The following is a 20,705-nucleotide window of genomic DNA, read 5'->3' on the forward strand; positions in this document are numbered from 1 at the left end:
GGAAAATCAGAATTTTTATTGAGAAGGCCGCGCCTACATGAAGCATGGATAAAACGCACATAATAGGGCTATCTCGCCCACCATGACAATGCATTGCCAACGCAACAGTAAAAAAATTAAAGTAAAACGCTTGATTTTTACTAAAAAAAGAGTAAAATATTAATCAGCAACCGAAAACGCTTTCATTAATTGCAGGTAAAATGTGAAACTTTTACCTGCAGCCATGACCAATAAGGGGGAACCAATCCATGTTCAAAGTTTCAAAATTGCTTGTCCTGCTTCTTGGCATCACGATCGCCATCTCCGCTTGCGGCCAGGCCAATGAAAAGAAAGGCGAAGCTGGCGCCGACCAGAAAGTACAGCTGACCGCGTGGGCTTGGAACGTTAACGTCGGCGCGCTGAACAGCGCTCTCGAGCTCTACAAGAAAGACCATCCGAACGTTGATCTGAAGGTCGAAGACATCGGTCGTTTGGACGTATACGACAAGCTGTCTACCGGCCTGGCTGCCGGCGGGGCAGGTCTGCCGGATATCGTCCTCGTCGAGGACGACCGGATTCAAGGTTATCTTGACGCTTTTCCAAAAGGTTTCCTGAATCTGTCGGATAAAGGCTTTGACAGCAAAGCCGATCAATTCCCGGCCTTCAAGAAGGAACTGGCTTCCAAAGACGGCAAATTCTATGCGTTCCCATTCGATGCGGGCCCAACGGGCATGTTCTACCGCAGAGATATTTTCGAGAAGGCGGGCGTGAACCCGGATACGATCGAAACATGGGATCAATTCATTGAAGCCGGCAAAACGATTAAGCAAAAAACCGGCTCCTTCGCCCTCCCGGCGGACAAATTCAAAGACGACGCGCTGTTCCGCATGATGATGAATGAGCAAGGCGTCTTCTACTTCGACAAAGACGGCAACATCGATTTCAACAACCCGAAAGTGGTTAAAGCGCTCGAAACGATCAAGGCTATGGGCGACGCCGGCCTTGTCAAAGACGTCAACGGCTGGGACGGCACCGTATCCGCGACGGTCGACGGCTCCGTTGCGACCATACCGTTCGGCGCATGGTACTACGGCACCATCACCGACCAAGCAAAGGATACGAGCGGCAAATGGGGCGTCTTCCAGCTGCCGGCTTTCGAAGCAGGCGGCAACCGCGCGGCCAACCTTGGCGGAAGCAGCTGGATGATTCCATCGTCCTCGAAAAACGCCGATGCAGCCTATGCATTCGCCGAATACTTCGCAACGACAGACGCGGTTCAGGAAATCGCCATGGATAAGCACGGCCTGTTCCCTTCCCTGCAGTCCGTTTACAGCTCCAAGCTGTTCACAAGCGACGTTGCCTTCTTCGGCAACCAGAAAATTTGGCAGCTGTTCAGCGACGAGATGAAGAATATTCCAACGCCGTATTATACAAAAGACTATGCGCTCGGCCTGGACGAAGCTGTTAAGGCGCAAGCCGACGCGTTCAACGGCAAGAACCCGGCAGACGCGCTCAAAGAAGCGGCTAAACGTCTTGCCGACCGCACAAAGCGCACTGTTAACAACGGCTAGATTAACAAAATTGCACACCCACAACGCGGGAGGTTTAGGTGAAGCCTAAATCTCTCGCTCTTTTCCAAGCAAGGTGAAGGAGGCGCATTATGCGGACGAAGGCTTATGTCCCCTATCTGTTTCTGACCCCCGCACTCGTGCTGTTTGCGGTATTTATGGGTTACCCGATTATTTATTCTTTTCTGCTCAGCTTCCAGACCAGCGTCGGCGGCGAGCTGACTTTCGCCGGAATAAGCAACTATACCCGGCTGTTCGGCGACGAGATTTTCTTTACGGCGCTCAAGAATACGTTTGTGATCATGGTTACGCAGGTGCCGCTGATGCTGTTCCTCGGCATCGTGCTGGCGGCGCTGCTTAATGCGGTTAAAGGCTTGAAGGGCGTTTTCCGCGTATCTTTCTTTATGCCGGCTGTCACCTCGCTTGTGGCGTACTCCATCATCTTCTCGATCATGCTGATGGGTGACGGCATTATCAATCAATTTCTGGCGCAGGTCGGCATCGGCGCGGTGCCCTGGCTTTCCGACCCGATTTGGGCCAAAGCGGCGCTCATTCTAGCCATGACCTGGCGCTGGACCGGATATAACATGGTCATTTATTTGGCTGCAATGCAAAATATTTCAGAGTCCTTGTACGAGGCCGCCAGCATCGATGGCGCCAGCCGCATCAAGCAATTTTTCAGTATAACAGTTCCGCAGCTGAAGCCGGTTATTCTCTTTACTGCCATCCTCTCGACGATCGGAACGCTGCAGCTGTTCGATGAGCCATATACACTGACGAAAGGCGGACCCAGCGACGCAACGCTCACGATCGGGATGTACCTGTACCAAACGGGCTTCCGTTATTTTGATTTCGGCTACGCTTCGACGCTTGCCTATGTAATCGTCGTGCTCATCGCGGTTCTGTCGTTTATCCAATTTAAAGTAACGGGGGATAAATAATGAGAACATTAAATATCCGTTCGATGCTGCTGTATGCCGCGCTCACCCTCGGCGCGTTGGTCTCGCTCTTCCCCTTCTATTGGGCGGCGGTAGCCGCAACTAACGAAAGCGGCAAGGTGTTCGCCAAACCGCCTGTGCTGCTGCCGGGCGGCAAGCTCATCGAAAATATCGTCAATCTGAACAATGCGATCGGTATTGGACGCGTCATGTTCAATTCCCTGGTAGTAGTCGTCATTTACACGGCGCTCAGCTTAACTATATGTACGATGGCTGGCTACGCTTTTGCCAAATTCCGCTTCAAGGGCCGCGATATCATCTTTGGCATCTTTCTCCTCTCGATGATGGTGCCGTTCCATGCGCTTGTCATTCCGCTGTTCAAAATGATGGCGGCATGGGGCTGGCTGGATACGTATCAAGCTCTTATCCTGCCAAATCTGGCTTATCCTTTCGCTATATTCCTGATGCGGCAGAACATGCTCGCCGTCCCGGACGGCATCATGGAGGCAGGCCGTATCGACGGCATTTCCGAATGGGGGCTTTTCTCCCGGATCATTATGCCTTCCGTAAAGCCGGCGCTGGCTGCAACGGCCATTTTCTTATTCATGTATCAATGGAACAGCTTCCTGTGGCCGCTCATCGCCGCCCAGTCGAAAGAAATGTACACGCTGCCTGTCGCGCTGTCGAGCTTGTTCGGCTTGTCGCGGATCGACTACGGTCAGGTGATGGCGGGCGTTACGCTTGCAACCGGTCCGATTATAATTTTCTTCCTGCTCCTGCAGCGGCATTTCATATCTGGAATGCTTGGTACGGCGGTCAAAGAATAGGATGATGAAAAATAGATAAAGACGCGGGCTCATGCGTCAACGGGTGAAGGAGAGACAGCATTATGTTTGTAGGCGTTGATTATTATCCGGAGTATTGGCCTGCCGAACTGATGGATGAGGATATCGACGGGATCGTGAAGCTGGGCAGCAATATGGTGCGGATCGGCGAGTTTTCCTGGCATCTGATGGAGAAAGAAGAAGGAGCGTTTGATTTCTCATTCTTCGACGGGGTCATCGCCAAGCTGAAGAATAATGGTTTGTCTGTCATGTTCGGCACTCCCACCGCGACCTTTCCGGCGTGGCTGGCGAAGAAGCACCCCTCCATTCTGTCCAAGGATGAGACGGGCGGCGTACGAGCTTTCGGCGGAAGGCGGCAGTACTGCTTCAACTCGGATATTTACTTCCGCTACAGCTCGCTCATTACGCGAAAGCTGGTGGCGCATTACAGCGATGAACCGGCGGTCGTCTCCTGGCAGATCGATAACGAATTCGGCCACGAAGGCAGCGACATGTGCTTCTGCGATCAGTGCCATTCGGGATTTCAGCAGTTTCTGGAGCGGAAATTCGGCGGCGATATCGCTTTGCTGAACGAGACTTACGGTACGATTTTCTGGGGGCAGACCTATAACGCCTTCAGCGAAATTCCGCTTCCGACAAAGACGATTACCGTTCACAACCCCGCCCTTCAGCTTGACTGGGCAAGGTTTCGATCCTATTCCGTGAACCGTTTCGGCGCCCGTATGGCGGCCATTGTGCGGGAAGAAAAAGGCCAGAATCAAAGCGTGACCACCAATCTGCCGGGCGGATTTTTTGACAAATGGTACGATCATGCCGAGCACGCCGAAGCGCTGGATTTCGTCTCTTACGACAATTATCCGGTCTGGGGCGGGCTCGCCGAACCGATCACGCCTGCGGCCATCGCGCTCGGGCACGATTTCAACCGGGGGCTGAAAGGGGCGAATTTCTGGATCGTGGAGGAGCTGATGGGCGCGCAGGGGCATGATGTAATCGGGTATCTGCCGCGTCCCAATCAGGCGCGAATGTGGTCGATGCAGGCGTTCGCTCATGGCTGCTCGGACCTTCTCTATTTCAGCTGGCGCGCCATGACGCGCGGAGCTGAGCAGTTCTGCATGGGTATCGTCGATCACGACAACCGCCGCGGACGTAAATACGAGGAAGTCCAGTCCGTCTTCAGGGACATCCGGCCTTACGCGGACGTACTGCAATCGGAAATTAAGGCGGACGTCGCCGTTCTGTACGATTACGACAACATTTGGTCGTGGCGCATTCAGCGGCAGAGCGGGGCTTTTGATTTTCGGAACGAACTGCTGCGGCTCTATACACCTTTTCACAGCTTGAACTGCCGCATCGATGTGATTCCGGTCTCGCGGGATTTTGGCGGCTATAAAGTGCTCGTGGTACCCGCCCTGCAGATGATTGACAAGGCGCTGGGCGAACGGCTGGCCACTTTCGCTAGAGACGGCGGGACGGTCGTGTTCTCTTTCCGCACCGGCATTCGGGACAAGGACAATAACGTGTACTTCGGCATGGAGCTGCCCGGGTACGCGGCGGAGATGAGCGGCGTTGTCATACGCGGCTCGGAGGCGATTCCGGCAGGCTGCAGCGTCCCTGTCGTACCCGCGGCAGCGGGCTGGGAAGCAGCGCAGGATTCCGCTTCGGCCTGCGAGGTATGGCGCGATTTACTGACCCCGACTACGGCTGAAGTTCTGTACCGATACGATGATCCGTTCTTCCCGGAGGCGGCGGTGACCCGTAACCGGTTCGGCAGTGGAACCGTCTATTACATCGGTGGTGGCATGGGCGAGGAGATTCTTGACCGAATCACGCGTTCTATTGTCAACGAACGGGATATCTGGCATATTAAGAGTGATAAAGGCGTCGAAGTGGTGCTTCGGGAATCGGGAGAGCGCAAAGTCTGGTTCGTGCTGAACCATACCGGAGACACTCAAAGTTTTCAAGGCCAACGGCTGAATCCTTATGAGAGCAGGATTGTAGAGGCCGGACGGCCTTTATTCTAGTGCCGCACGCCGCTCGCGTGCTTACGGCTCGCAGGAAGGATATATAGCATGGCTACAATAAAAGATATCGCCCAGAAGGCGAGCGTTTCCATAGCCACCGTATCGCGGGTGCTGAACTATGATCCCAATATATCGGTAGCGGACGATACGCGCAAACGGATTTTTGAAATCGCGCAGGAGCTGAATTACAAGACATTGCGGGAGCGAAGCGGGCAAACCGGCAAGGAACGCTACCGCATAGGCTTGGTGAACTGGTACTCCGAGCAGGAGGAAATGCTCGATCCATATTATTTGGCGATCCGGCTGGGCGTGGAGAAGGAATGCTTCCAACGCCAGATGGAGCTGGTTAAGCTGTTCGTTACCGCCGGCGGCTTCGGCCTCACCGAGGGACGCGAAGAGCCGCTTGACGGCATTGTGGCCATCGGACGGTTCGAGCAGGATGATCTGGAACGGTTTCCCCCTCAACTCGAGAACATCGTATTTGTCGACTCTTCTCCGGACGACAACCGGTTCGACTCCGTCGTAATCGACCTTCGGAAATCGGTCGGTGAAGTGCTCGATTACTTAACCCGGGCCGGCCATACGTCCATCGGTTATATCGGGGGCCACAACATCATCAACAACAAGCGGGTTCAGGACGAGCGCGAGCTTGTTTTCGTACAGTGGCTTTCCTCCCGCGGTATTTACGACCCGGAGCTCGTGTATACGGGAGAAAACCTTTACTCCGAGGACGGCTATAAGCTGATGAAATCGGCTCTGGCCGGTGAGAAGCTTCCGACGGCCTTCTTCATCGAGAATGATTCAATGGCTGTCGGCGCACTTCGCGCGCTGCATGAAGCGAGACTTCGCGTACCGCGCGACATCTCGATCGTCGGGTACAACGACATTGCGATCTCGGCTTTTCTGCAGCCGCCGCTTACGACTGTGAAGGTGCATATGGAGCATATGGGCGAGACGGCGGTAGAGCTTCTCGCGGACCGGCTCACTGCCAAGCGCCACATCGCGAAGAAGATCGTGCTGCCGACTAGGCTGACCATCCGGGAGAGCAGCGGAGAACCGCCGAAGCGGGGGTAATCAAGGTGATAGAGATACCGTTCAAAGGACAGCCGATTCTGCCGGCCGTTCATAAATTAAAGGATGTGGAGGCGCTTCTCGCCTCCCCTTATACGTATGTGGTGCTGCTCGGCGGCCATCTCGGCCAATTGAAAAGCATTGTCGATTTGGCGGCAAGCCATGACAAGAAGATACTGCTTCACGCGGATCTTATCGACGGTTTGAAGAACGATGAATATGCCGCGGAATTTTTGTGCCAGTCGATTCGGCCGGCCGGACTTATTTCAACGCGGGCGGCCGTCATTCAGAAGACGAAGCAGAATCGCCTGCTTGCCATTCAGCGCCTGTTTCTGATTGACTCGGACGCGCTGGAGAGAACCTATGCGCTTGTTGAGAAAATCCGGCCCGATTATATTGAAGTACTGCCGGGAGTCATGCCTCATATGATTCAAGAGGTGCGGACCCGCACAGGCATTCCGGTCATAGCAGGCGGGCTCATTCGTACGCCTGCCGACGTGGAGCAGGCCATCGCGGCAGGAGCGTCGGCAATCACGACCTCGCGGCGGGAGCTTTGGAACACCATTTAGACCCTATACAGATGGGAGGGGACGGCATGGAGCGTTACATGCTGGCTCTTGATCAAGGAACAACGAGCACACGCGCCCTGCTGATCAACCGGGAGGGCGCTATCTTCCATATCGCCAGGCAAGAGCTGATGCTGCATTATCCGGAGCCGGGCTGGGTGGAAGCGGATGCCGATGCGATCTGGACTTCGGTAATTTACGTCGTTAAGAAGCTGCTCGAGGACACGGGCATATCCGCAGACCGTATCGACGGCATCGGAATTACGAACCAACGTGAAACCACCGTCGTCTGGGAGAAGGACAGCGGACGCCCCATTCACCGGGCGATTGTATGGCAGTCGCGGCAGACGGCGGAAATATGCGAGAAGCTGCAGGCAGACGGACATGATGACCTGTTTCGTGCACGGACAGGTTTGCTGATCGACCCTTATTTCTCCGGCACAAAGGCTGCCTGGCTGCTCGACAAGATCGATGGAGCAAGGGCAAAGGCGGAACGGGGCGAGCTGCTGTTCGGTACGATCGATACATGGCTGATCTGGAAGCTTACCGGCGGGCGCGTGCATGTAACGGATGCGTCAAACGCTTCGCGTACGCTTATGTATAACATTCACGAGCGTCGCTGGGACGATGACCTGCTCGCTCTCTTGGGAATCCCGCGGGCAATGCTGCCTGATGTACGCTCTTCCTCCGAGCTTTACGGGCATGTGGACCCGGCGCTGTTCGGGCATCCGCTGCCGATTGCCGGAGCGGCCGGCGACCAGCAGGCGGCACTGTTCGGGCAAGCCTGCTTCGAGCAAGGCTGCGTGAAGAACACATACGGCACAGGCTGCTTCATGCTTATGAATACGGGCGACCAAGCGATAGCCTCGAGCCGGGGTCTGCTGACGACAATTGCCTGGGAGCTGGATGGCCGCGTCGAATATGCGCTGGAAGGCAGCGTATTCGTCGCCGGCGCCGCTGTTCAATGGCTGCGCGACGGGCTGGAGATGATCGCCTCGGCGGAGGAATCCGAGCAGCTCGCCTCCGAGGTGGACGGCACGGACGGCGTTTACGTCGTCCCCGCTTTCGTCGGTCTGGGAACGCCGTATTGGAACAGCGATGTTCGCGGCGCGGTTTTCGGCCTGACCAGAGGCACGAGTAAAGCGCATTTTGTGCGCGCCGTGCTGGAATCGCTCGCTTATCAGACGAAAGACGTTCTGTCCGCCATGCAGGAGGAGTCGGGACTTCCGCTCAAGACGCTCTCGGTGGACGGCGGCGCAGTATCCAACAACCTGCTCATGCAGTTCCAGAGCGATCTGCTGGGTGTCCCTGTCGAGCGCCCCGTCATCAATGAATCGACTGCGCTTGGGGCGGCATATCTGGCCGGGCTCGCGGTAGGATTCTGGGAAAGCCGTGAGCAAATCGCCCGGCTGAGGCAGGTGGAGCGTCTGTTCCGGCCCGCCATGGACGAGGGGAAACGTCAAGCGCTCTACGGGGGCTGGCAGCGTGCGGTAAAAGCAGCCATGGCGTTTGTATGACGTTTCGTGTTATAATAACGCCATAAGTTAATATCGGTTGGAGACCAGGAGAAACCACGAAGACCGCTTCCGTCCTCTTTATGAGACGCGAAGCAGCTTTTCGTGGTTTTTTGCTTTGACGGCAGCATCCGGTTCGGCGACCGCAATAATAACAGATTTTACACGCTCAGGAGGCGTATGGATATGATAAATAAAGCAAGCGGCGCATTCGCCGCTCAGAACAGATTGCAGTTGCTGGAAGAGATCGAACGCGAGCCTGTGGATGTACTCATCATCGGGGGCGGAATTACCGGTGCGGGCATCGCGCTCGATGCCGCGAGCCGCGGTCTGCGCACCGCGCTGGTGGAAATGCAGGACTTCGCGGCAGGGACATCCAGCCGTTCCACCAAGCTGGTGCACGGCGGACTGCGGTATTTAAAACAGCTGGACATCGGGGTAGTCGCGGAGGTCGGCAAAGAGCGGGCGATCGTATTTGAGAACGGGCCGCATGTCACGACGCCGGAATGGATGCTTCTGCCGCTATACGCAGGCGGCACCTTCGGTAAGTGGTCCACTTCGATCGGCCTCCGCCTATATGATTTTCTCGCGGGCGTAAAGCGGAGCGAGCGGCGCAAGATGCTGAGCGCGCGGGAAACGCTCGCCAAAGAGCCGCTCCTGAGGCGCGACGGGCTGAAGGGCGGCGGCTACTATGTCGAATACCGGACTGACGATGCCCGGCTGACGATTGAAGTAATGAAGGAAGCGGTGAAGCTAGGCGCGTTGGCCGTCAATTACGCCCGCGTCGAGGAGTTCCGGTACGACGATAATAACCGGGTTACAGGCGCTGTCATTCGCGATACGCTCAGCGGAAGGCAGTTTACCGTAAGCGCCGCGAAGATAGTCAACGCAACGGGGCCGTGGGTCGATGAACTGCGCGATATGGACGGTTCCAAGAACGGGAAGACTCTCCGGCTGACCAAGGGCGTCCATCTGGTGTTCGACGGTTCTCGTTTCCCGCTGCGTCAAGCAGTTTACTTTGATACTCCTGACGGCAGGATGGTGTTCGCCATTCCGCGGAACGGAAAAACGTATTTCGGAACCACGGATACGAATTACAAGTCCGATACGGCAAATCCGCATATGACGGCCGAAGACCGCAGCTACTTGCTGCAAGCTGCCAATTTTATGTTCCCGGAGCAGAAGCTGACGGAAGCGGATGTCGAGTCCAGCTGGGCCGGACTGCGGCCGCTCATCCAGCAGGAGGGCAAGTCGCCGTCCGAGATATCCCGGAGGGACGAAATTTTCGTCTCACCTTCCGGACTCCTCTCCATCGCGGGCGGGAAGCTGACCGGCTACCGCAAAATGGCCGAGACAGTAGTCGACAAACTTGCGGAACTTCTACTGCAGGAAGGAAACGCGGTTTCACAGCCCGGCTGCATGACCAGGACGATCCCGATTTCCGGGGGCGACGTTGGCGGTTCGAGCGGCTTCCCCCGCTTCGTCAGCGGCAGGATTAGGGAAGGCGTGAAACGCGGCTTCTCCGAGGCGGAAGCGAAATTCCTGACGGAGCGCTATGGCTCTAACGTCGATGCACTCTTCCAACTGGCAGAGGAGGCGCGTGAACGGATCGGTAAGTACGGGCTGCCGCTACCGGTGGCGGTACAGCTTATGTACGCCATCGCCAATGAGATGGCAGTAAAGCCAGTCGATTTCTTTATCCGCCGGACCGGCGACCTGTTCTTCAATATTGAAGGGGTCCGCAAGTGGAAGGAACCGGTCACCGCTGCGATGGCGGAAATTCTGGGCTGGTCGGAAGACGAACGGAAAACAAATGCGGCCGAGCTGGAGAGACAGTTGGCCGAGGCGGTAGAACCGCAGCCGGAATAACGAGTCCGGTCAGTGTAAAACCTTGGCCGCGTGCGATTGCATACGTATAGGGCTTACCCTCAAGTCATATCGGATGACGGAGGATAAGCCCTATTTAAGTTACTGCATGATTTGTCTTTTGATATAGCTGCCGGGATGTGTGCCGTTACGCAAGTTCATTCCATTTATACGTTTGCTCCGGGGGCATATAGTTAATGAGCTTGTCAATAAGAAGCTCCGGGTCTTCCTCAAAGATGATTAACCCGAGGTTTGTTTGCTGCATGAAGCCGGCAAGAACCGCCTGCCTGAACATTTCCGCCATAGGCTGATAGAAGCCGGCTACATTCAATACACCCACCGGTTTCTTGTGAATGCCGAGCTGCGACCAGCTGACCACCTCGAACAATTCTTCATAAGTGCCCAGCCCGCCCGGCAATGCGATATAGGAATCCGCCATCTCCGACATTAACGCTTTTCTTTCATGCATGCTGTCCACTTCGTGCAATTCGGTCAACCCGGGGTGAATCATTTCCCCTTTGAACAGATTTCGCGGCATTACCCCGATCACTTTTCCTCCTGCTGCCAATACCGAGTCGGCGACGCGCCCCATTAGTCCGATTCTGGAGCCTCCGTAAACGAGTTCAAAATCTTTGTCGGCAATAACCTCTCCCAGCTGTACCGCTTTCTGTGCATACTCGGGGCTTGCCCCGACATTCGAACCCGCAAAGACACATACCCGTTTCATAGACCACTTTCCTTCGCCTTATATATTGTTTAGATTGCCCTTATGGACTTGTTTTCTCGATTGTTTGTTGTTGTTGGGTTCCCCATTTTTGCACCCATTTGTCCATTTCCTTTAAGGCGGCCTGGAAATCGCTGCCTTTCTCGGTCAAGGAATACTCAACACTTACAGGTACTGTAGGAAATACTTGACGGTTTACAAGTCCGTTTTGTTCCAAGTGGCGAAGCGTGTCCGTGAGCGACTGCGTCTTTACGATGGACACTTTTCTTTTGAGCTGGCTAAAACGCATCGGTCCGCTAAGCAGTTCGTCGAGCACCAGGAAAGCCCACTTCGCCCCGAGTATTTTCAAGACTTCACAGATGCTGGAGTTCCCTGACTCCGTACAGTTGGAGTTTCTTGTGTCCGTATCATTATTGGAGTGTATCGTTTCCGCCATATTTTCTCACCCTTACAATTAGTAAGTTAGTCCAATTGAATTGCCAATATCCATTTGTTTTTCCTTCTTACATTGCTGCAGCGGCATCCTTATAATAACAGTTAAGTGAAGCAATGTGAACCGAATTGATTATTACTTTGCTGCTCGCCACAGCCGAACACGGCAGTGACAAGGGACATTGGATTCACGGTAACAGCCTGATGTATGATAAAAGCCCGTCATCGGCATAAGATGACAGGCTTGGTATTCGCAGACTATTACGCATATAAACGTGAGAAAGGAATTATCCCAGTAATTCGTCGATCTCGCTCTTCAGCAGGAGATATCTGTGGACGCTTCTCATAATGGGGACCTTGGTAAGCTTGTGTTTATCGACGAAAATTTTCATTTGGTCCTTGGAGAGACCGATCAGGCTTCCTGCTTCGGTCACCGTCAATACGACCTCATTACTCGTTGCGTTAAATGTTTTCTTAACCTTCTGGTTCCAGTCTTGAAAGACTTCCATCTGCCACTCAACCTTCCTTTGTTTTAGCCGATATTCAGCTACCGGCCAGTTATACTTCTATTATAGCACGTACAGAAATTTAATGTTGGCTTAAGCTTGACACCTGCAGCGGTTTTCATGTATATTGGACGAAAATAATTGTGAACCTTACGACGGAAGCACCCGTAAGAACAGGCTTAACTGCCTTTCTTGCCGGTGCTTTTTTTGCGTCAGGCCGCCCGGGAGGAACAGAATGAACAAAGCAATTGCGGGGCTGCTGATTGTAATCATGCTCGCCGCTGCCGTTCCAGCCGCTGCAGCCGCCGCTGCACTGGAATTAACGCCGACGGCCAAGTCCGCTTACGACAAGATGCTCGCAGCCGCGGACCCTGCATTAAGCGGTCAAATAAGAAGCCTATACAACGAGCATCTCGATCTGCAGCGACAAGCGGCCGAACGGGATAACCGGATTCAATCGCTTCATAAGGTTAACGAAGAGACGTTAACCGCGCTTCGCAAACAAATCAAACTAATCGACACCGATAAACTGAATCGGCTCGACCAGCAGGCGAAGCAGGCGCGGGAGCGGTACAAGCCTTTGTTCGCCCTTTACACTTCGCTGAATCAACAAATTGCGGCCGCCAAGCCGCTGAAAAACAAAGAGCTCAATGCCGTGCTTCGCATGCAGGCTGACAGCGTCCAAAGCGCCATCCAGCTGGCAAGGGCGGACATTCGCCTTAAAGAGGCTGCGTTGAAGACCGCCAAGGAAAGTGCGGCTAAAACAATCAAACTCATTCGCGGCACACTTGCGGAGATCGATCCGGTGAAGGCACGAATTAAAGCGGAAAAAAGCTCGGTCAGCTCTATACAGAAAAGCGTCTCCCCCGTATGGAAAGGATTTACCCAAGCGGTCAAAAAAAATGACGTGAAGGGTGCATGTAACATGCTTGCATCGGTTGTCTCCCAATCGCGTCAAATCGTCGTCCTGAAGCAAAGAGTTCATACGCTCGAGTCCAAAATAAGCGAAATTATCAATAAGGCGAAGGCCCAAATACCGCCGCATGCAAAATGAACATAATGTCGGAAACAGAAAAAAGACTCTGGCGGTCAAGCCGGAATCTTCATGTAAGTATGTGAGGTTGATTGTTTATACCCTTTCATTCCTGTTTTCACGCAAACTAATCGAGCGCTTATGCGGGGAACCGAATACCCAGTACCGGCTCCCCGCATAATTGACGGTGACACTTCCGGCCGTTGCAATCAGCTTGCAAACGAACAGTGTAAGCCGCGTGTGCTCATGCAGTAATTCCAGAATGATAGAGGCGACGGCCAGCGACAGAAGGCTTACGGCAATGTACCGGCTGATCTCCCTTCGATTCCGCTTCCCGGTGCCGCGGAAAGTCCAGCTGCTGTTCAATAGGTAGCTGTTGCAAATTCCGGCGCCGTAAGAAATATATTGTGCAGGCATATACATCACGCCTCCAGCGGTAAGAAGCATAAATACGATCAGGTCTACTCCCGTATTCAGAGCCCCCACGAAACAGAACTTGAGCAGCGGAGCCAGCCGGTTTTTCATATCAGATAACACCCTTCTTGACAGGCTTCTCCTTCTTCTTCAAACCGTAACATTCACGAACAATATATAGAGGACGGGCTTTGGTCTCATCGTAAATACGGCCAACGTACTCGCCGAGAATTCCGAGCATAATGAGAACGAACCCGTTGAATATAAGCATAATGCTGACGACTGACGGCCATCCTTTCATTGTGGCATTCGTAAATAACGCCAAATACAGCACATGAATCAAATAAAAGAAACCGGCCAGCGACAGAAGCGCTCCCGCGTAACCCGCCAGCTTCAGCGGTTTATAGGAGAATGAGGTTATGCCGTCCAGACAGAGCTTGATCATCCTTCTGAGCGGATACTTCGTCTCTCCCGCCAGCCGCTCATCACGTTCATATTCGACCGCAATCTGACGAAAACCTACCCAGCTGACCAGCCCCCGCACAAAACGGTTACTCTCCGGGAGGCGCCTCATCTCCTCGCATACCTTCCGGTCGATCAGGCGGAAGTCTCCCGTATCGACAGGAATCGAGATTTCAGTCGATGCGCGCAGCACCCGGTAGAACAAGCTGGCCGACCATTTCTTGAACCAGCTTTCGCCATTTCGTTTCACCCGCTGCGCGTAAACGACCTCATAGCCTTCCTTCCACTTTTCGATCATTTGCAAAATCAGCTCCGGAGGGTCCTGAAGATCGGCGTCGATTATGATGACAGCATCCCCTGAAGCGTAGTCCATGCCGGCGGTAATAGCGACCTGATGTCCGAAATTGCGGGAGAAATCGATTAAATTAACCGTCCCGTCCCAGCAGCTGTATTCCTTGATGATATCGGCGCATCGATCCTTGCTGCCGTCGTTGACGAACAGAAGCTCATATGTTTCTCCCGTTATGCCCATTACCTTCTTCAGCCTTCTGTAGGTTTCCTCTATAACGGCTTCCTCGTTGTACATCGGGACGACAATGGAATAACGCACGTTCGCTTTCATTCGCGGTTCCTCCTTCGCGCGGGTGTCACTTGTTCACTTCATACAGTGTCATGCCGCCTCTGCCAAATCCGCCGGAATCGCCGGTGCTGCCGGCAGACCGCCACTCACTCGTCGGTATGACCGTTCCGTGCGACTCAATCCATGCCGTCAGCTCCGAATTGCCTCCCCGGCCTCCCCCGAAACCGCCTCCGGAAATCATAAAAAATTTCAATTGTCCGGACGTAACCAAACTTTCAAGCTGCTTCAGCGTTAATACGGGATCCGAGCCGGAGAAGCCGCCCATAGCGATAACCGCTTCTCCTTTATCGATAATGTAAGGGGTCGCCGTGTTATAGTTCGTCGTGGCGAACAAGTTTTTTTCACCCGTATTATGATTCTTTAAGTACGAGTATGTTTTCTGGTCTATCCCTTGGCTATCCGCTCCGGGTGCGAAGCCTCCGCCCCGGCCTTCGGCCGCAGCTCTCGGTCCGGCGGCCGGCATCATGCTGCTCTGCCCGTATGTGATCGGCGTGGCGGCCCAGTAAAGCGGACCGATCAACAAGACCAGGAATCCGGTGATCCCGGCTGCGCGTGCAAGCTTTCCCTCTTTCCCTGCGAATGCGAACAACATCAGTATCGATAGTACACACGCTACCGCAATCCCGACTGACCATCCCGCACCGATTGTATCGTCGTAAGGGTGTACGATGTACCATTCAAAGGCGGTTGTCACCGCAATAGCCGCCGGCAGCAGCCATGAGCGCCAACCCGATCCGTTGTGAAAATAATGCCAAAGCTCCTTCCAGCCGGCCCCGGCAAGTGCCGCAACCGCTGGAGCGAGCATGATGAGATAATATTGGTGGAAGAAGCCGGCTATACTGAAAAACGCCATTCCCGGCAGTAACCAAGCTGCCCAGAATAAGCCTTCTTTATGCTTCTGTGTGAAATTCCTTCTCCTAAGGCTGCCGAACAAGCCGATGCAGCCGAACGCAGCGAAAGGAATCAGCCAGCTGGCTTGACCGGATAACGCCGCTTGGAACAATCGGAGCGGTCCCTTCTCTCCTGTGCCGAACATGCCTCCCGAGCCTCCGCCAAATCCGCCATTGCCTCTGAAATTAAACCGCTCACCCTGAGCGTTCCCGAAAGTCGGTATGCCCCCGGGAAAATTACCGCCGCCCTGTGCCGGCGCGGGTTGAACGATGCCTGTGTTCGGCTGGTTTTGCCGGTTCGTCTGGTTCGTCTGGTTCGTCTGGTTCGTCTGGTTCGTCTGGCTCGTCTGGTTCGTCTGGTTCGTCTGGTTCGTCTGGTTCGTCTGGCTCGTCTGGTTCGTCTGGTTCGTCTGGTTCGTCTGGCTCGTCTGGCTCGTCTGGTTTTGGTATTGCCGGTTCCGGCCGCCGTCTTCCCTCAAGCCTCTACCCCGGTTAAAGTCTCCTTCAAAGCCCCCGGCACCGCCTCCGAATCCGCCTCCTCTGTTGCCGGTCAACCGGGAAACTCCGTTGTATCCCAGCGCAAGCTCCAGTTCGGAATTGGTCTTGCTGCTCCCCACATACGGCCGCTTATCAGCCGGGATGGAATCGACTATTACCGCCCACGATAGGGATACGACGATCAATACCGCCGTCGCGCCTGCAAGCACGCTTGCTTTCTTCTTCCAGCCGAGCCGCGGGGCAATAAGATAAAACAGATAGAATGCGGGCAGTACCATGTACGCTTCAAGCATTTTCACATTGAATCCGACCCCAATCATCGCAAAGGCTCCGAGGACGCTCCACACGCTGTTCCTCTTAACTCCTCTGAACAATAACCATGTTCCGATCAGCAGCGTGAACACAAGCATGCTGTCGATGTTGTTCGTACGGCTAACGGCCGCGACGATCGGCGTGCAGGCATATGCCAGTGCGCCAATCCGCGCCGCAGTTATACCGAAGGTCGGTTTGACCAGCAAATAAATGAGCAGTACGGAACCGACACCCCCAAGCGCCTGCGGCAGGATGACGCTCCACCCGTGCAGACCGAACACATAGGCGAATAAGGTCTGTATCCAGAATGCAACCGGCGGCTTATCGATTGTCACGAAGCCTCCCGGGTCGAAGGAAGCGAAGAAGAAATTGTGAAAGCTTTGCAGCATGCTTGCCACTGCGGATGTGTAGTAAGCATTCACGTATTTATCTGTCCAAATGTTGTAGATGTTCAGAAATGCGGATAGAAGCATAGTGAGTACAAGCGCAATATCGACCGAGCGGCGCGGCTTTGCAGTGTTAGCTGTATTCATTTGTTCATCCACTCCTTGTCATTTCCGAAACCATCGGTTCATGTTGAATGGCCATCCTCATTTCCCGCAGCAGTTCCCATAACATCCCGGCCAGTATTATGACGTTCACAATGGAGATCCACAGCCCGGTCGCGGGATGCACGTCGTTGTTCAATACAATGACAAGGTTAAAAAATACCGTCACGGTCAATCCGCCCGCAGCAGCGATCCATCGCTTATCTGTCATGGCGGCCATTATGGCGAATACAAGCGCCGGTATGCTGTACCTCTCATGAATCTCGGTTGGAAGCATGAAGAAAGCAAAGCTGACCGCTGCAGAGGCTTTGAGCAGAATACCGCTGGTGCTTGCTTCCCGGGAAACGAAAACATAAATGCATATAAAGACAACAGCCGCCAGCAGCAGCAATAAACCAAAATTCCGCATCGTCAATCCTGGAAGCAGGAATTCTGTATCGTTAGTATTCGGGTTGACGCCGATGAGGTAAAACCATATGTTCATCGCATTCAAGGTGGCCGACGTAAAGTAGCCGACGGCACTAGTGTAAGCTTGACTGATCATTCTGCCCAAGCTGCCGGCTGCCTCGAAATACGCGGCGGTTACCAGCCAGGGTGCAATAAAGCCGAGCGCCCAGTACAGAAAAGGCTTCACCCTGCGCTCCCGGACCAGCGTCACCAGCAGCCATACACCGATAACCGGCAGCACCGTCACCGCCTGAAACTTGGTGAGAAGCGCCACCGCGAAGAGCAAGCCGCTCAGCCACGGACGGCGGGCCAGCTGCAGCACCGCGATAACCATAAGCATGCTGTGCAGCATATCGACCTGCCCCCAGGCGGCGCTGTCGGTTATAAGCGCCGGGTTAAGGGCAAAGAGCAGAAGAATTAAAGCTCGCCAATTCATGCTCTTGATGCTTGCCGTCAGTTTGACGGCAGCCAGTATAGCGGCGAAATCGATAAGAAGCAGAATAAATTTGAAAGAGAGCGCGCCTGCCTGAGGCGAAATGCCGAATACATTCGCAATATCTCCGTAAGCACCAAGCAGCAGCAGGAACAACGGCGGGTAATTGATGCTTCCGTTACTTGCATAAGCGCCGCTCAGACCGTTCTGCTGAACCGCCTCCATCCAACGCACGAACAGCATCTGGTCGGACCAAAACCCTGTAAACGAAGAGGCGACTATGAGCCGCACAATCCATGCGGCCGCAAGAAGCATGACCACATACATGATAAATGCAGATCTATCCGTTTTACCCGCTATTTCCATAAGTTCGCCTCCTTTCAAGGAACGAATTTTGATAAGCACACAACCAGTATGGCAAAGCCATGTGAAAATCGCGTGAAGCCGCCGTTCCGTTTTTTTCGTGGCTGCCCTCTTTAATTGCCATTAGCCTCCTAACAGTTCCCATCCTTCTTTGTGTTATACTGGTAGAAAGAGAACATCAGTTCCCGTTACATGGAAGGGAGTGTTTGAATGGCAAAACAAACGTTCGAGCCGGCGACAACCAAACAGACCCTTAACCGGGTCACCGCCAAATCAATGCCGTTCGACTGGTCGATCAATCCATATCGCGGCTGCACTCACGGCTGCAGCTTCTGTTATGCCCGGGCATTTCAAAGCTTTCTCGGAAGAGATGCCGAGGACGAATTTCAAAACCGGATTATTGTGAAGGAAAATGCGGCCGAAGCTCTGGAAGCCCAGCTGTCCAAGAACGCAAAAAAATACAGCGGCGATCTGGATGCAGCCGCAAGACATATCGGGTGGGTTGCGCTCGGCACCGCCACTGACCCTTATCAGCCGGTCGAAGGAAAAGCGAGGATTACGAGAGAATGCCTTAAGGTCCTTGCAAAATACCGCATAATGACCAGCATTACGACTCGGTCGCCGCTGATCCTTCGGGACCGGGATATTCTGGCCGGAATGAACTACCTTACCGTAAACATCAGCATCGGCACGCTTCGCGCCGACATAACACGGAAGCTCGAGCCCGGTTCTCCTCTTCCGGCCAAACGGCTCGAGGCCGTTGAAGGTCTTACGCGGCATGGAATCAGTGCAGGGGCTATCATAGCTCCGATACTCCCCTGCCTAACCGATGCCGGCAAAGATTTGGAGCTGGTGGTTGCCGCCATCAAGAACCGCGGGGCTTCGTTCGCGTATGCCGGCCTGCTGCGCCTTACCCCGGATGTGAAGGCATGGTATTTGCGGACGCTCGAGACTCACTTCCCCCATTTGCTCCCGGCTTACAACAATCTTTATTCAGGCGCTTACGCGAGCCGCGCATATTCGGATCACCTGATGGAAAAAGTGAGCAGACTCCTCGAACGATATGAATTGAGCTCCAGGCCCACCTGGCGTGCTGAACCGAGAGAATCCCAGCCGCCTGCCCATGCGGAGCAGCTTGAATTTTCTTTTTAGCTCAGTTAAGAAGAACCGGCTGTCACCTCACGAAGCATTCGCCTGGCTGCTCCTCCGCACTTGGCTCGGTCCCTTCGTTTGCCGCAGCACAAAAAGAGCACCCTTACGCGGTGCTCCGGTATTGGTCGAGCTGAATTGGGCGGCAGATAGGCCGGCAGGATCGTGCATAATCTCACTATGTTGATGCACTCGGCGCCCACTCCAGACATACGATGGGATAATACCTTTGTCACGCTGGAGGAGATACCTTACTATGGCAACGGAAATCAAGCTGGCAGCCGTCGGAGACATCTTGATGATAGGCCCCCTCCTGAAATCGGCCAGAACCAATGATAATAACTACGCTTTTACATCCATATTCAAGAACGTTGCCCCGCTCTTGAGGCAAGCCGATCTGGTAATCGGCAACCTGGAGACGCCGCTCGCCGGAAGGGAAGCGGCTTATACGAAGGGAAACGCGCGCACAGGCTTCTCCATGTTCAACTGTCCGGATGAACTAGCTTCCGCTTTGAAGGAAACAGGCTTCAACGTGTTATCCACCGCGAACAATCACTGCATGGACCGGGGAGCGAAGGGGCTGGTCAGGACCCTGAAAGTACTGGATGAGCACGAGCTGGCTCATACCGGTACGTATTCGTCCGACCCAGGCGAGGATAACCATCTCATACTTGATGTAAAAGGAATAAAAATCGGGGTAGTCAGCTACTCGAAAGGAACCAATAATATCCTTCTCCCTGATGGCAGGGCGTGGATGGTTAATATAATCGATCCGAATAATCACGGGAAAATCGCCGAACATATACGGAGGCTGGCGGACAAGGTCGATCTCGTCGTCGTCTGCCTTCATATCGGCAAGGAATGCCGCCATATTCCTCTGCCCAAATCACGACAGCTCGTTAATTTGCTGCTGGATAGCGGCGCTCATGTTATCTTGGGCAATCATCCGCACGTCATTCAACCGGCCTTCCTTACCAAAGGCGGCAGTTTTGCCATCTACTCGCTCGGTAATTTTATATCGACCCGGCTGTACCGCAATCCAGCTACCAACTGCGGCGTGATAGTCCAGCTGACGATAAGGAAAGAAACGGATGGAACCGTTAACGTGACGGATGCCGCTTTCGTCCCGACTTGGTCCACCCGGCTCAAGACGGCGAACGGGATAAAGTACCGGATTCTGCCGATTCGCGCAGCGATGCTGAGGCCCGAACCCGGCCAAACCGCATCCGACCGACAGCTGATGATTAAAATATGGAAGCGAACGAGACCGTTTCTATCCGACGGCCGCTCCTGATCCATGCGTGGACCATAGCTGAAGATTCATAGTGACGACGTAATAAAACATTTGGTGGATAAAGGTGACGACTATCCAAATAAATATACGTTCAAACCAATGAAGCTTAAATGCCGAGACCCCGGTAAATATCAATAAAAGCAGATTGAGTTGACAGAACAATAGACAAAACCATCAACAAGCTCCTTATAC

The 20,705-nt window shown here is 53.9% G+C and carries 19 protein-coding genes; 11 read left to right on the plus strand and 8 right to left on the minus strand.

Annotated elements, in window-relative coordinates; all coding sequences use genetic code 11:
* The first annotated feature begins 248 nt into the window (after positions 1–248).
* From KZ483_RS28015 to KZ483_RS28050, 8 genes are all read left to right on the plus strand, one after another.
* Positions 249–1,550: an ABC transporter substrate-binding protein gene (locus tag KZ483_RS28015; protein WP_220350750.1), complete on the plus strand. Its 1,302-nt coding sequence runs from the start codon at positions 249–251 to the stop codon at positions 1,548–1,550.
* A gap of 89 nt (positions 1,551–1,639) precedes the next feature.
* Entirely contained in the window at positions 1,640–2,488 is an 849-nt protein-coding gene (locus KZ483_RS28020) for a carbohydrate ABC transporter permease (protein WP_220350751.1), read from the plus strand.
* Positions 2,488–3,312, plus strand: coding sequence for a carbohydrate ABC transporter permease (locus tag KZ483_RS28025; protein WP_258881471.1), 825 nt, complete (start codon positions 2,488–2,490; stop codon positions 3,310–3,312). The genes KZ483_RS28020 and KZ483_RS28025 overlap by 1 nt, the downstream gene beginning before the upstream one ends.
* A 62-nt stretch (positions 3,313–3,374) precedes the next feature.
* Positions 3,375–5,351, plus strand: a complete 1,977-nt coding sequence (locus tag KZ483_RS28030) for a beta-galactosidase (RefSeq protein ID WP_220350752.1) — start codon at positions 3,375–3,377, stop codon at positions 5,349–5,351.
* 48 nt (positions 5,352–5,399) lie between these two features.
* Positions 5,400–6,425, plus strand: coding sequence for a LacI family DNA-binding transcriptional regulator (locus tag KZ483_RS28035; protein ID WP_220350753.1), 1,026 nt, complete (start codon positions 5,400–5,402; stop codon positions 6,423–6,425).
* 14 nt (positions 6,426–6,439) lie between these two features.
* Positions 6,440–6,991 carry a glycerol-3-phosphate responsive antiterminator gene (locus KZ483_RS28040; RefSeq protein WP_220353744.1) on the plus strand — a complete coding sequence of 184 codons (552 nt, stop codon included), beginning with the start codon at positions 6,440–6,442 and terminating at the stop codon, positions 6,989–6,991.
* 26 nt (positions 6,992–7,017) lie between these two features.
* Positions 7,018–8,505: a glycerol kinase GlpK gene (gene glpK / locus KZ483_RS28045; RefSeq protein WP_220350754.1), complete on the plus strand. Its 1,488-nt coding sequence runs from the start codon at positions 7,018–7,020 to the stop codon at positions 8,503–8,505.
* Positions 8,506–8,688: 183 nt separating this feature from the next.
* Positions 8,689–10,371: a glycerol-3-phosphate dehydrogenase/oxidase gene (locus KZ483_RS28050; protein WP_220350755.1), complete on the plus strand. Its 1,683-nt coding sequence runs from the start codon at positions 8,689–8,691 to the stop codon at positions 10,369–10,371.
* Between the two features lie 145 nt (positions 10,372–10,516).
* Here KZ483_RS28050 and KZ483_RS28055 read toward each other — a convergent pair whose 3' ends face one another.
* The 3 genes from KZ483_RS28055 to KZ483_RS28065 all read right to left on the minus strand — a co-directional run bounded on the left by KZ483_RS28055 (position 10,517) and on the right by KZ483_RS28065 (position 12,033).
* On the minus strand, positions 10,517–11,095 hold the full coding sequence (locus tag KZ483_RS28055) for an LOG family protein (protein WP_220350756.1): 579 nt from the start codon (positions 11,093–11,095) through the stop codon (positions 10,517–10,519).
* Positions 11,096–11,135: 40 nt separating this feature from the next.
* Entirely contained in the window at positions 11,136–11,528 is a 393-nt protein-coding gene (locus KZ483_RS28060) for a winged helix-turn-helix transcriptional regulator (protein WP_220350757.1), read from the minus strand.
* Positions 11,529–11,811: 283 nt separating this feature from the next.
* Positions 11,812–12,033 (minus strand): DNA-binding protein, encoded by a 222-nt coding sequence (locus KZ483_RS28065; protein WP_220350758.1) that lies wholly within the window; start codon positions 12,031–12,033, stop codon positions 11,812–11,814.
* 232 nt (positions 12,034–12,265) lie between these two features.
* Between KZ483_RS28065 and KZ483_RS28070 the strand changes: the two genes are divergently transcribed.
* Positions 12,266–13,084 (plus strand): hypothetical protein, encoded by an 819-nt coding sequence (locus KZ483_RS28070; RefSeq protein ID WP_220350759.1) that lies wholly within the window; start codon positions 12,266–12,268, stop codon positions 13,082–13,084.
* 75 nt (positions 13,085–13,159) lie between these two features.
* On the opposite strand, the gene KZ483_RS28075 is transcribed toward KZ483_RS28070, so the two are convergent.
* The 4 genes from KZ483_RS28075 to KZ483_RS28090 are packed head-to-tail and all read right to left on the minus strand — an operon-like array spanning position 13,160 to position 18,073.
* The gene (locus KZ483_RS28075; protein ID WP_220350760.1) at positions 13,160–13,588 is read right to left on the minus strand and encodes a GtrA family protein; all 429 of its coding nucleotides are present in this window, start codon (positions 13,586–13,588) and stop codon (positions 13,160–13,162) included.
* Position 13,589: 1 nt separating this feature from the next.
* The gene (locus tag KZ483_RS28080; RefSeq protein ID WP_220350761.1) at positions 13,590–14,561 is read right to left on the minus strand and encodes a glycosyltransferase family 2 protein; all 972 of its coding nucleotides are present in this window, start codon (positions 14,559–14,561) and stop codon (positions 13,590–13,592) included.
* Positions 14,562–14,586: 25 nt separating this feature from the next.
* On the minus strand, positions 14,587–16,812 hold the full coding sequence (locus KZ483_RS28085) for a glycosyltransferase family 39 protein (protein WP_220350762.1): 2,226 nt from the start codon (positions 16,810–16,812) through the stop codon (positions 14,587–14,589).
* A 4-nt stretch (positions 16,813–16,816) separates the two neighbouring features.
* Positions 16,817–18,073: a hypothetical protein gene (locus KZ483_RS28090; RefSeq protein ID WP_220350763.1), complete on the minus strand. Its 1,257-nt coding sequence runs from the start codon at positions 18,071–18,073 to the stop codon at positions 16,817–16,819.
* A 207-nt stretch (positions 18,074–18,280) separates the two neighbouring features.
* Between KZ483_RS28090 and KZ483_RS28095 the strand changes: the two genes are divergently transcribed.
* Positions 18,281–19,222 carry an SPL family radical SAM protein gene (locus KZ483_RS28095; RefSeq protein WP_220350764.1) on the plus strand — a complete coding sequence of 314 codons (942 nt, stop codon included), beginning with the start codon at positions 18,281–18,283 and terminating at the stop codon, positions 19,220–19,222.
* A 27-nt stretch (positions 19,223–19,249) separates the two neighbouring features.
* On the opposite strand, the gene KZ483_RS28100 is transcribed toward KZ483_RS28095, so the two are convergent.
* Complete coding sequence (locus KZ483_RS28100) at positions 19,250–19,411, minus strand: hypothetical protein (RefSeq protein WP_220350765.1); 162 nt, start codon at positions 19,409–19,411, stop codon at positions 19,250–19,252.
* A gap of 64 nt (positions 19,412–19,475) precedes the next feature.
* On the opposite strand from KZ483_RS28100, the gene KZ483_RS28105 reads away from it, so the two are divergent.
* Positions 19,476–20,513 carry a CapA family protein gene (locus KZ483_RS28105; RefSeq protein ID WP_220350766.1) on the plus strand — a complete coding sequence of 346 codons (1,038 nt, stop codon included), beginning with the start codon at positions 19,476–19,478 and terminating at the stop codon, positions 20,511–20,513.
* Positions 20,514–20,705 lie beyond the last annotated feature (192 nt).

The organism is Paenibacillus sp. sptzw28, assembly GCF_019550795.1.
In the GTDB taxonomy this organism is placed as follows: domain Bacteria; phylum Bacillota; class Bacilli; order Paenibacillales; family Paenibacillaceae; genus Paenibacillus_Z.

Coding starts and splice junctions, on each gene's coding strand:
- KZ483_RS28030 (WP_220350752.1), top strand. CDS start 3,375: ATGTTTGTAGGCGTTGATTATTATCCGGAGTATTGGCCTGCCGAACTG.
- KZ483_RS28070 (WP_220350759.1), top strand. CDS start 12,266: ATGAACAAAGCAATTGCGGGGCTGCTGATTGTAATCATGCTCGCCGCT.
- KZ483_RS28075 (WP_220350760.1), bottom strand. CDS start 13,588: ATGAAAAACCGGCTGGCTCCGCTGCTCAAGTTCTGTTTCGTGGGGGCT.
- KZ483_RS28055 (WP_220350756.1), bottom strand. CDS start 11,095: ATGAAACGGGTATGTGTCTTTGCGGGTTCGAATGTCGGGGCAAGCCCC.
- KZ483_RS28035 (WP_220350753.1), top strand. CDS start 5,400: ATGGCTACAATAAAAGATATCGCCCAGAAGGCGAGCGTTTCCATAGCC.
- KZ483_RS28025 (WP_258881471.1), top strand. CDS start 2,488: ATGAGAACATTAAATATCCGTTCGATGCTGCTGTATGCCGCGCTCACC.
- KZ483_RS28050 (WP_220350755.1), top strand. CDS start 8,689: ATGATAAATAAAGCAAGCGGCGCATTCGCCGCTCAGAACAGATTGCAG.
- KZ483_RS28015 (WP_220350750.1), top strand. CDS start 249: ATGTTCAAAGTTTCAAAATTGCTTGTCCTGCTTCTTGGCATCACGATC.
- KZ483_RS28090 (WP_220350763.1), bottom strand. CDS start 18,073: ATGGAAATAGCGGGTAAAACGGATAGATCTGCATTTATCATGTATGTG.
- KZ483_RS28080 (WP_220350761.1), bottom strand. CDS start 14,561: ATGAAAGCGAACGTGCGTTATTCCATTGTCGTCCCGATGTACAACGAG.
- glpK (WP_220350754.1), top strand. CDS start 7,018: ATGGAGCGTTACATGCTGGCTCTTGATCAAGGAACAACGAGCACACGC.
- KZ483_RS28095 (WP_220350764.1), top strand. CDS start 18,281: ATGGCAAAACAAACGTTCGAGCCGGCGACAACCAAACAGACCCTTAAC.
- KZ483_RS28105 (WP_220350766.1), top strand. CDS start 19,476: ATGGCAACGGAAATCAAGCTGGCAGCCGTCGGAGACATCTTGATGATA.
- KZ483_RS28065 (WP_220350758.1), bottom strand. CDS start 12,033: ATGGAAGTCTTTCAAGACTGGAACCAGAAGGTTAAGAAAACATTTAAC.
- KZ483_RS28060 (WP_220350757.1), bottom strand. CDS start 11,528: ATGGCGGAAACGATACACTCCAATAATGATACGGACACAAGAAACTCC.
- KZ483_RS28020 (WP_220350751.1), top strand. CDS start 1,640: ATGCGGACGAAGGCTTATGTCCCCTATCTGTTTCTGACCCCCGCACTC.
- KZ483_RS28085 (WP_220350762.1), bottom strand. CDS start 16,812: ATGAATACAGCTAACACTGCAAAGCCGCGCCGCTCGGTCGATATTGCG.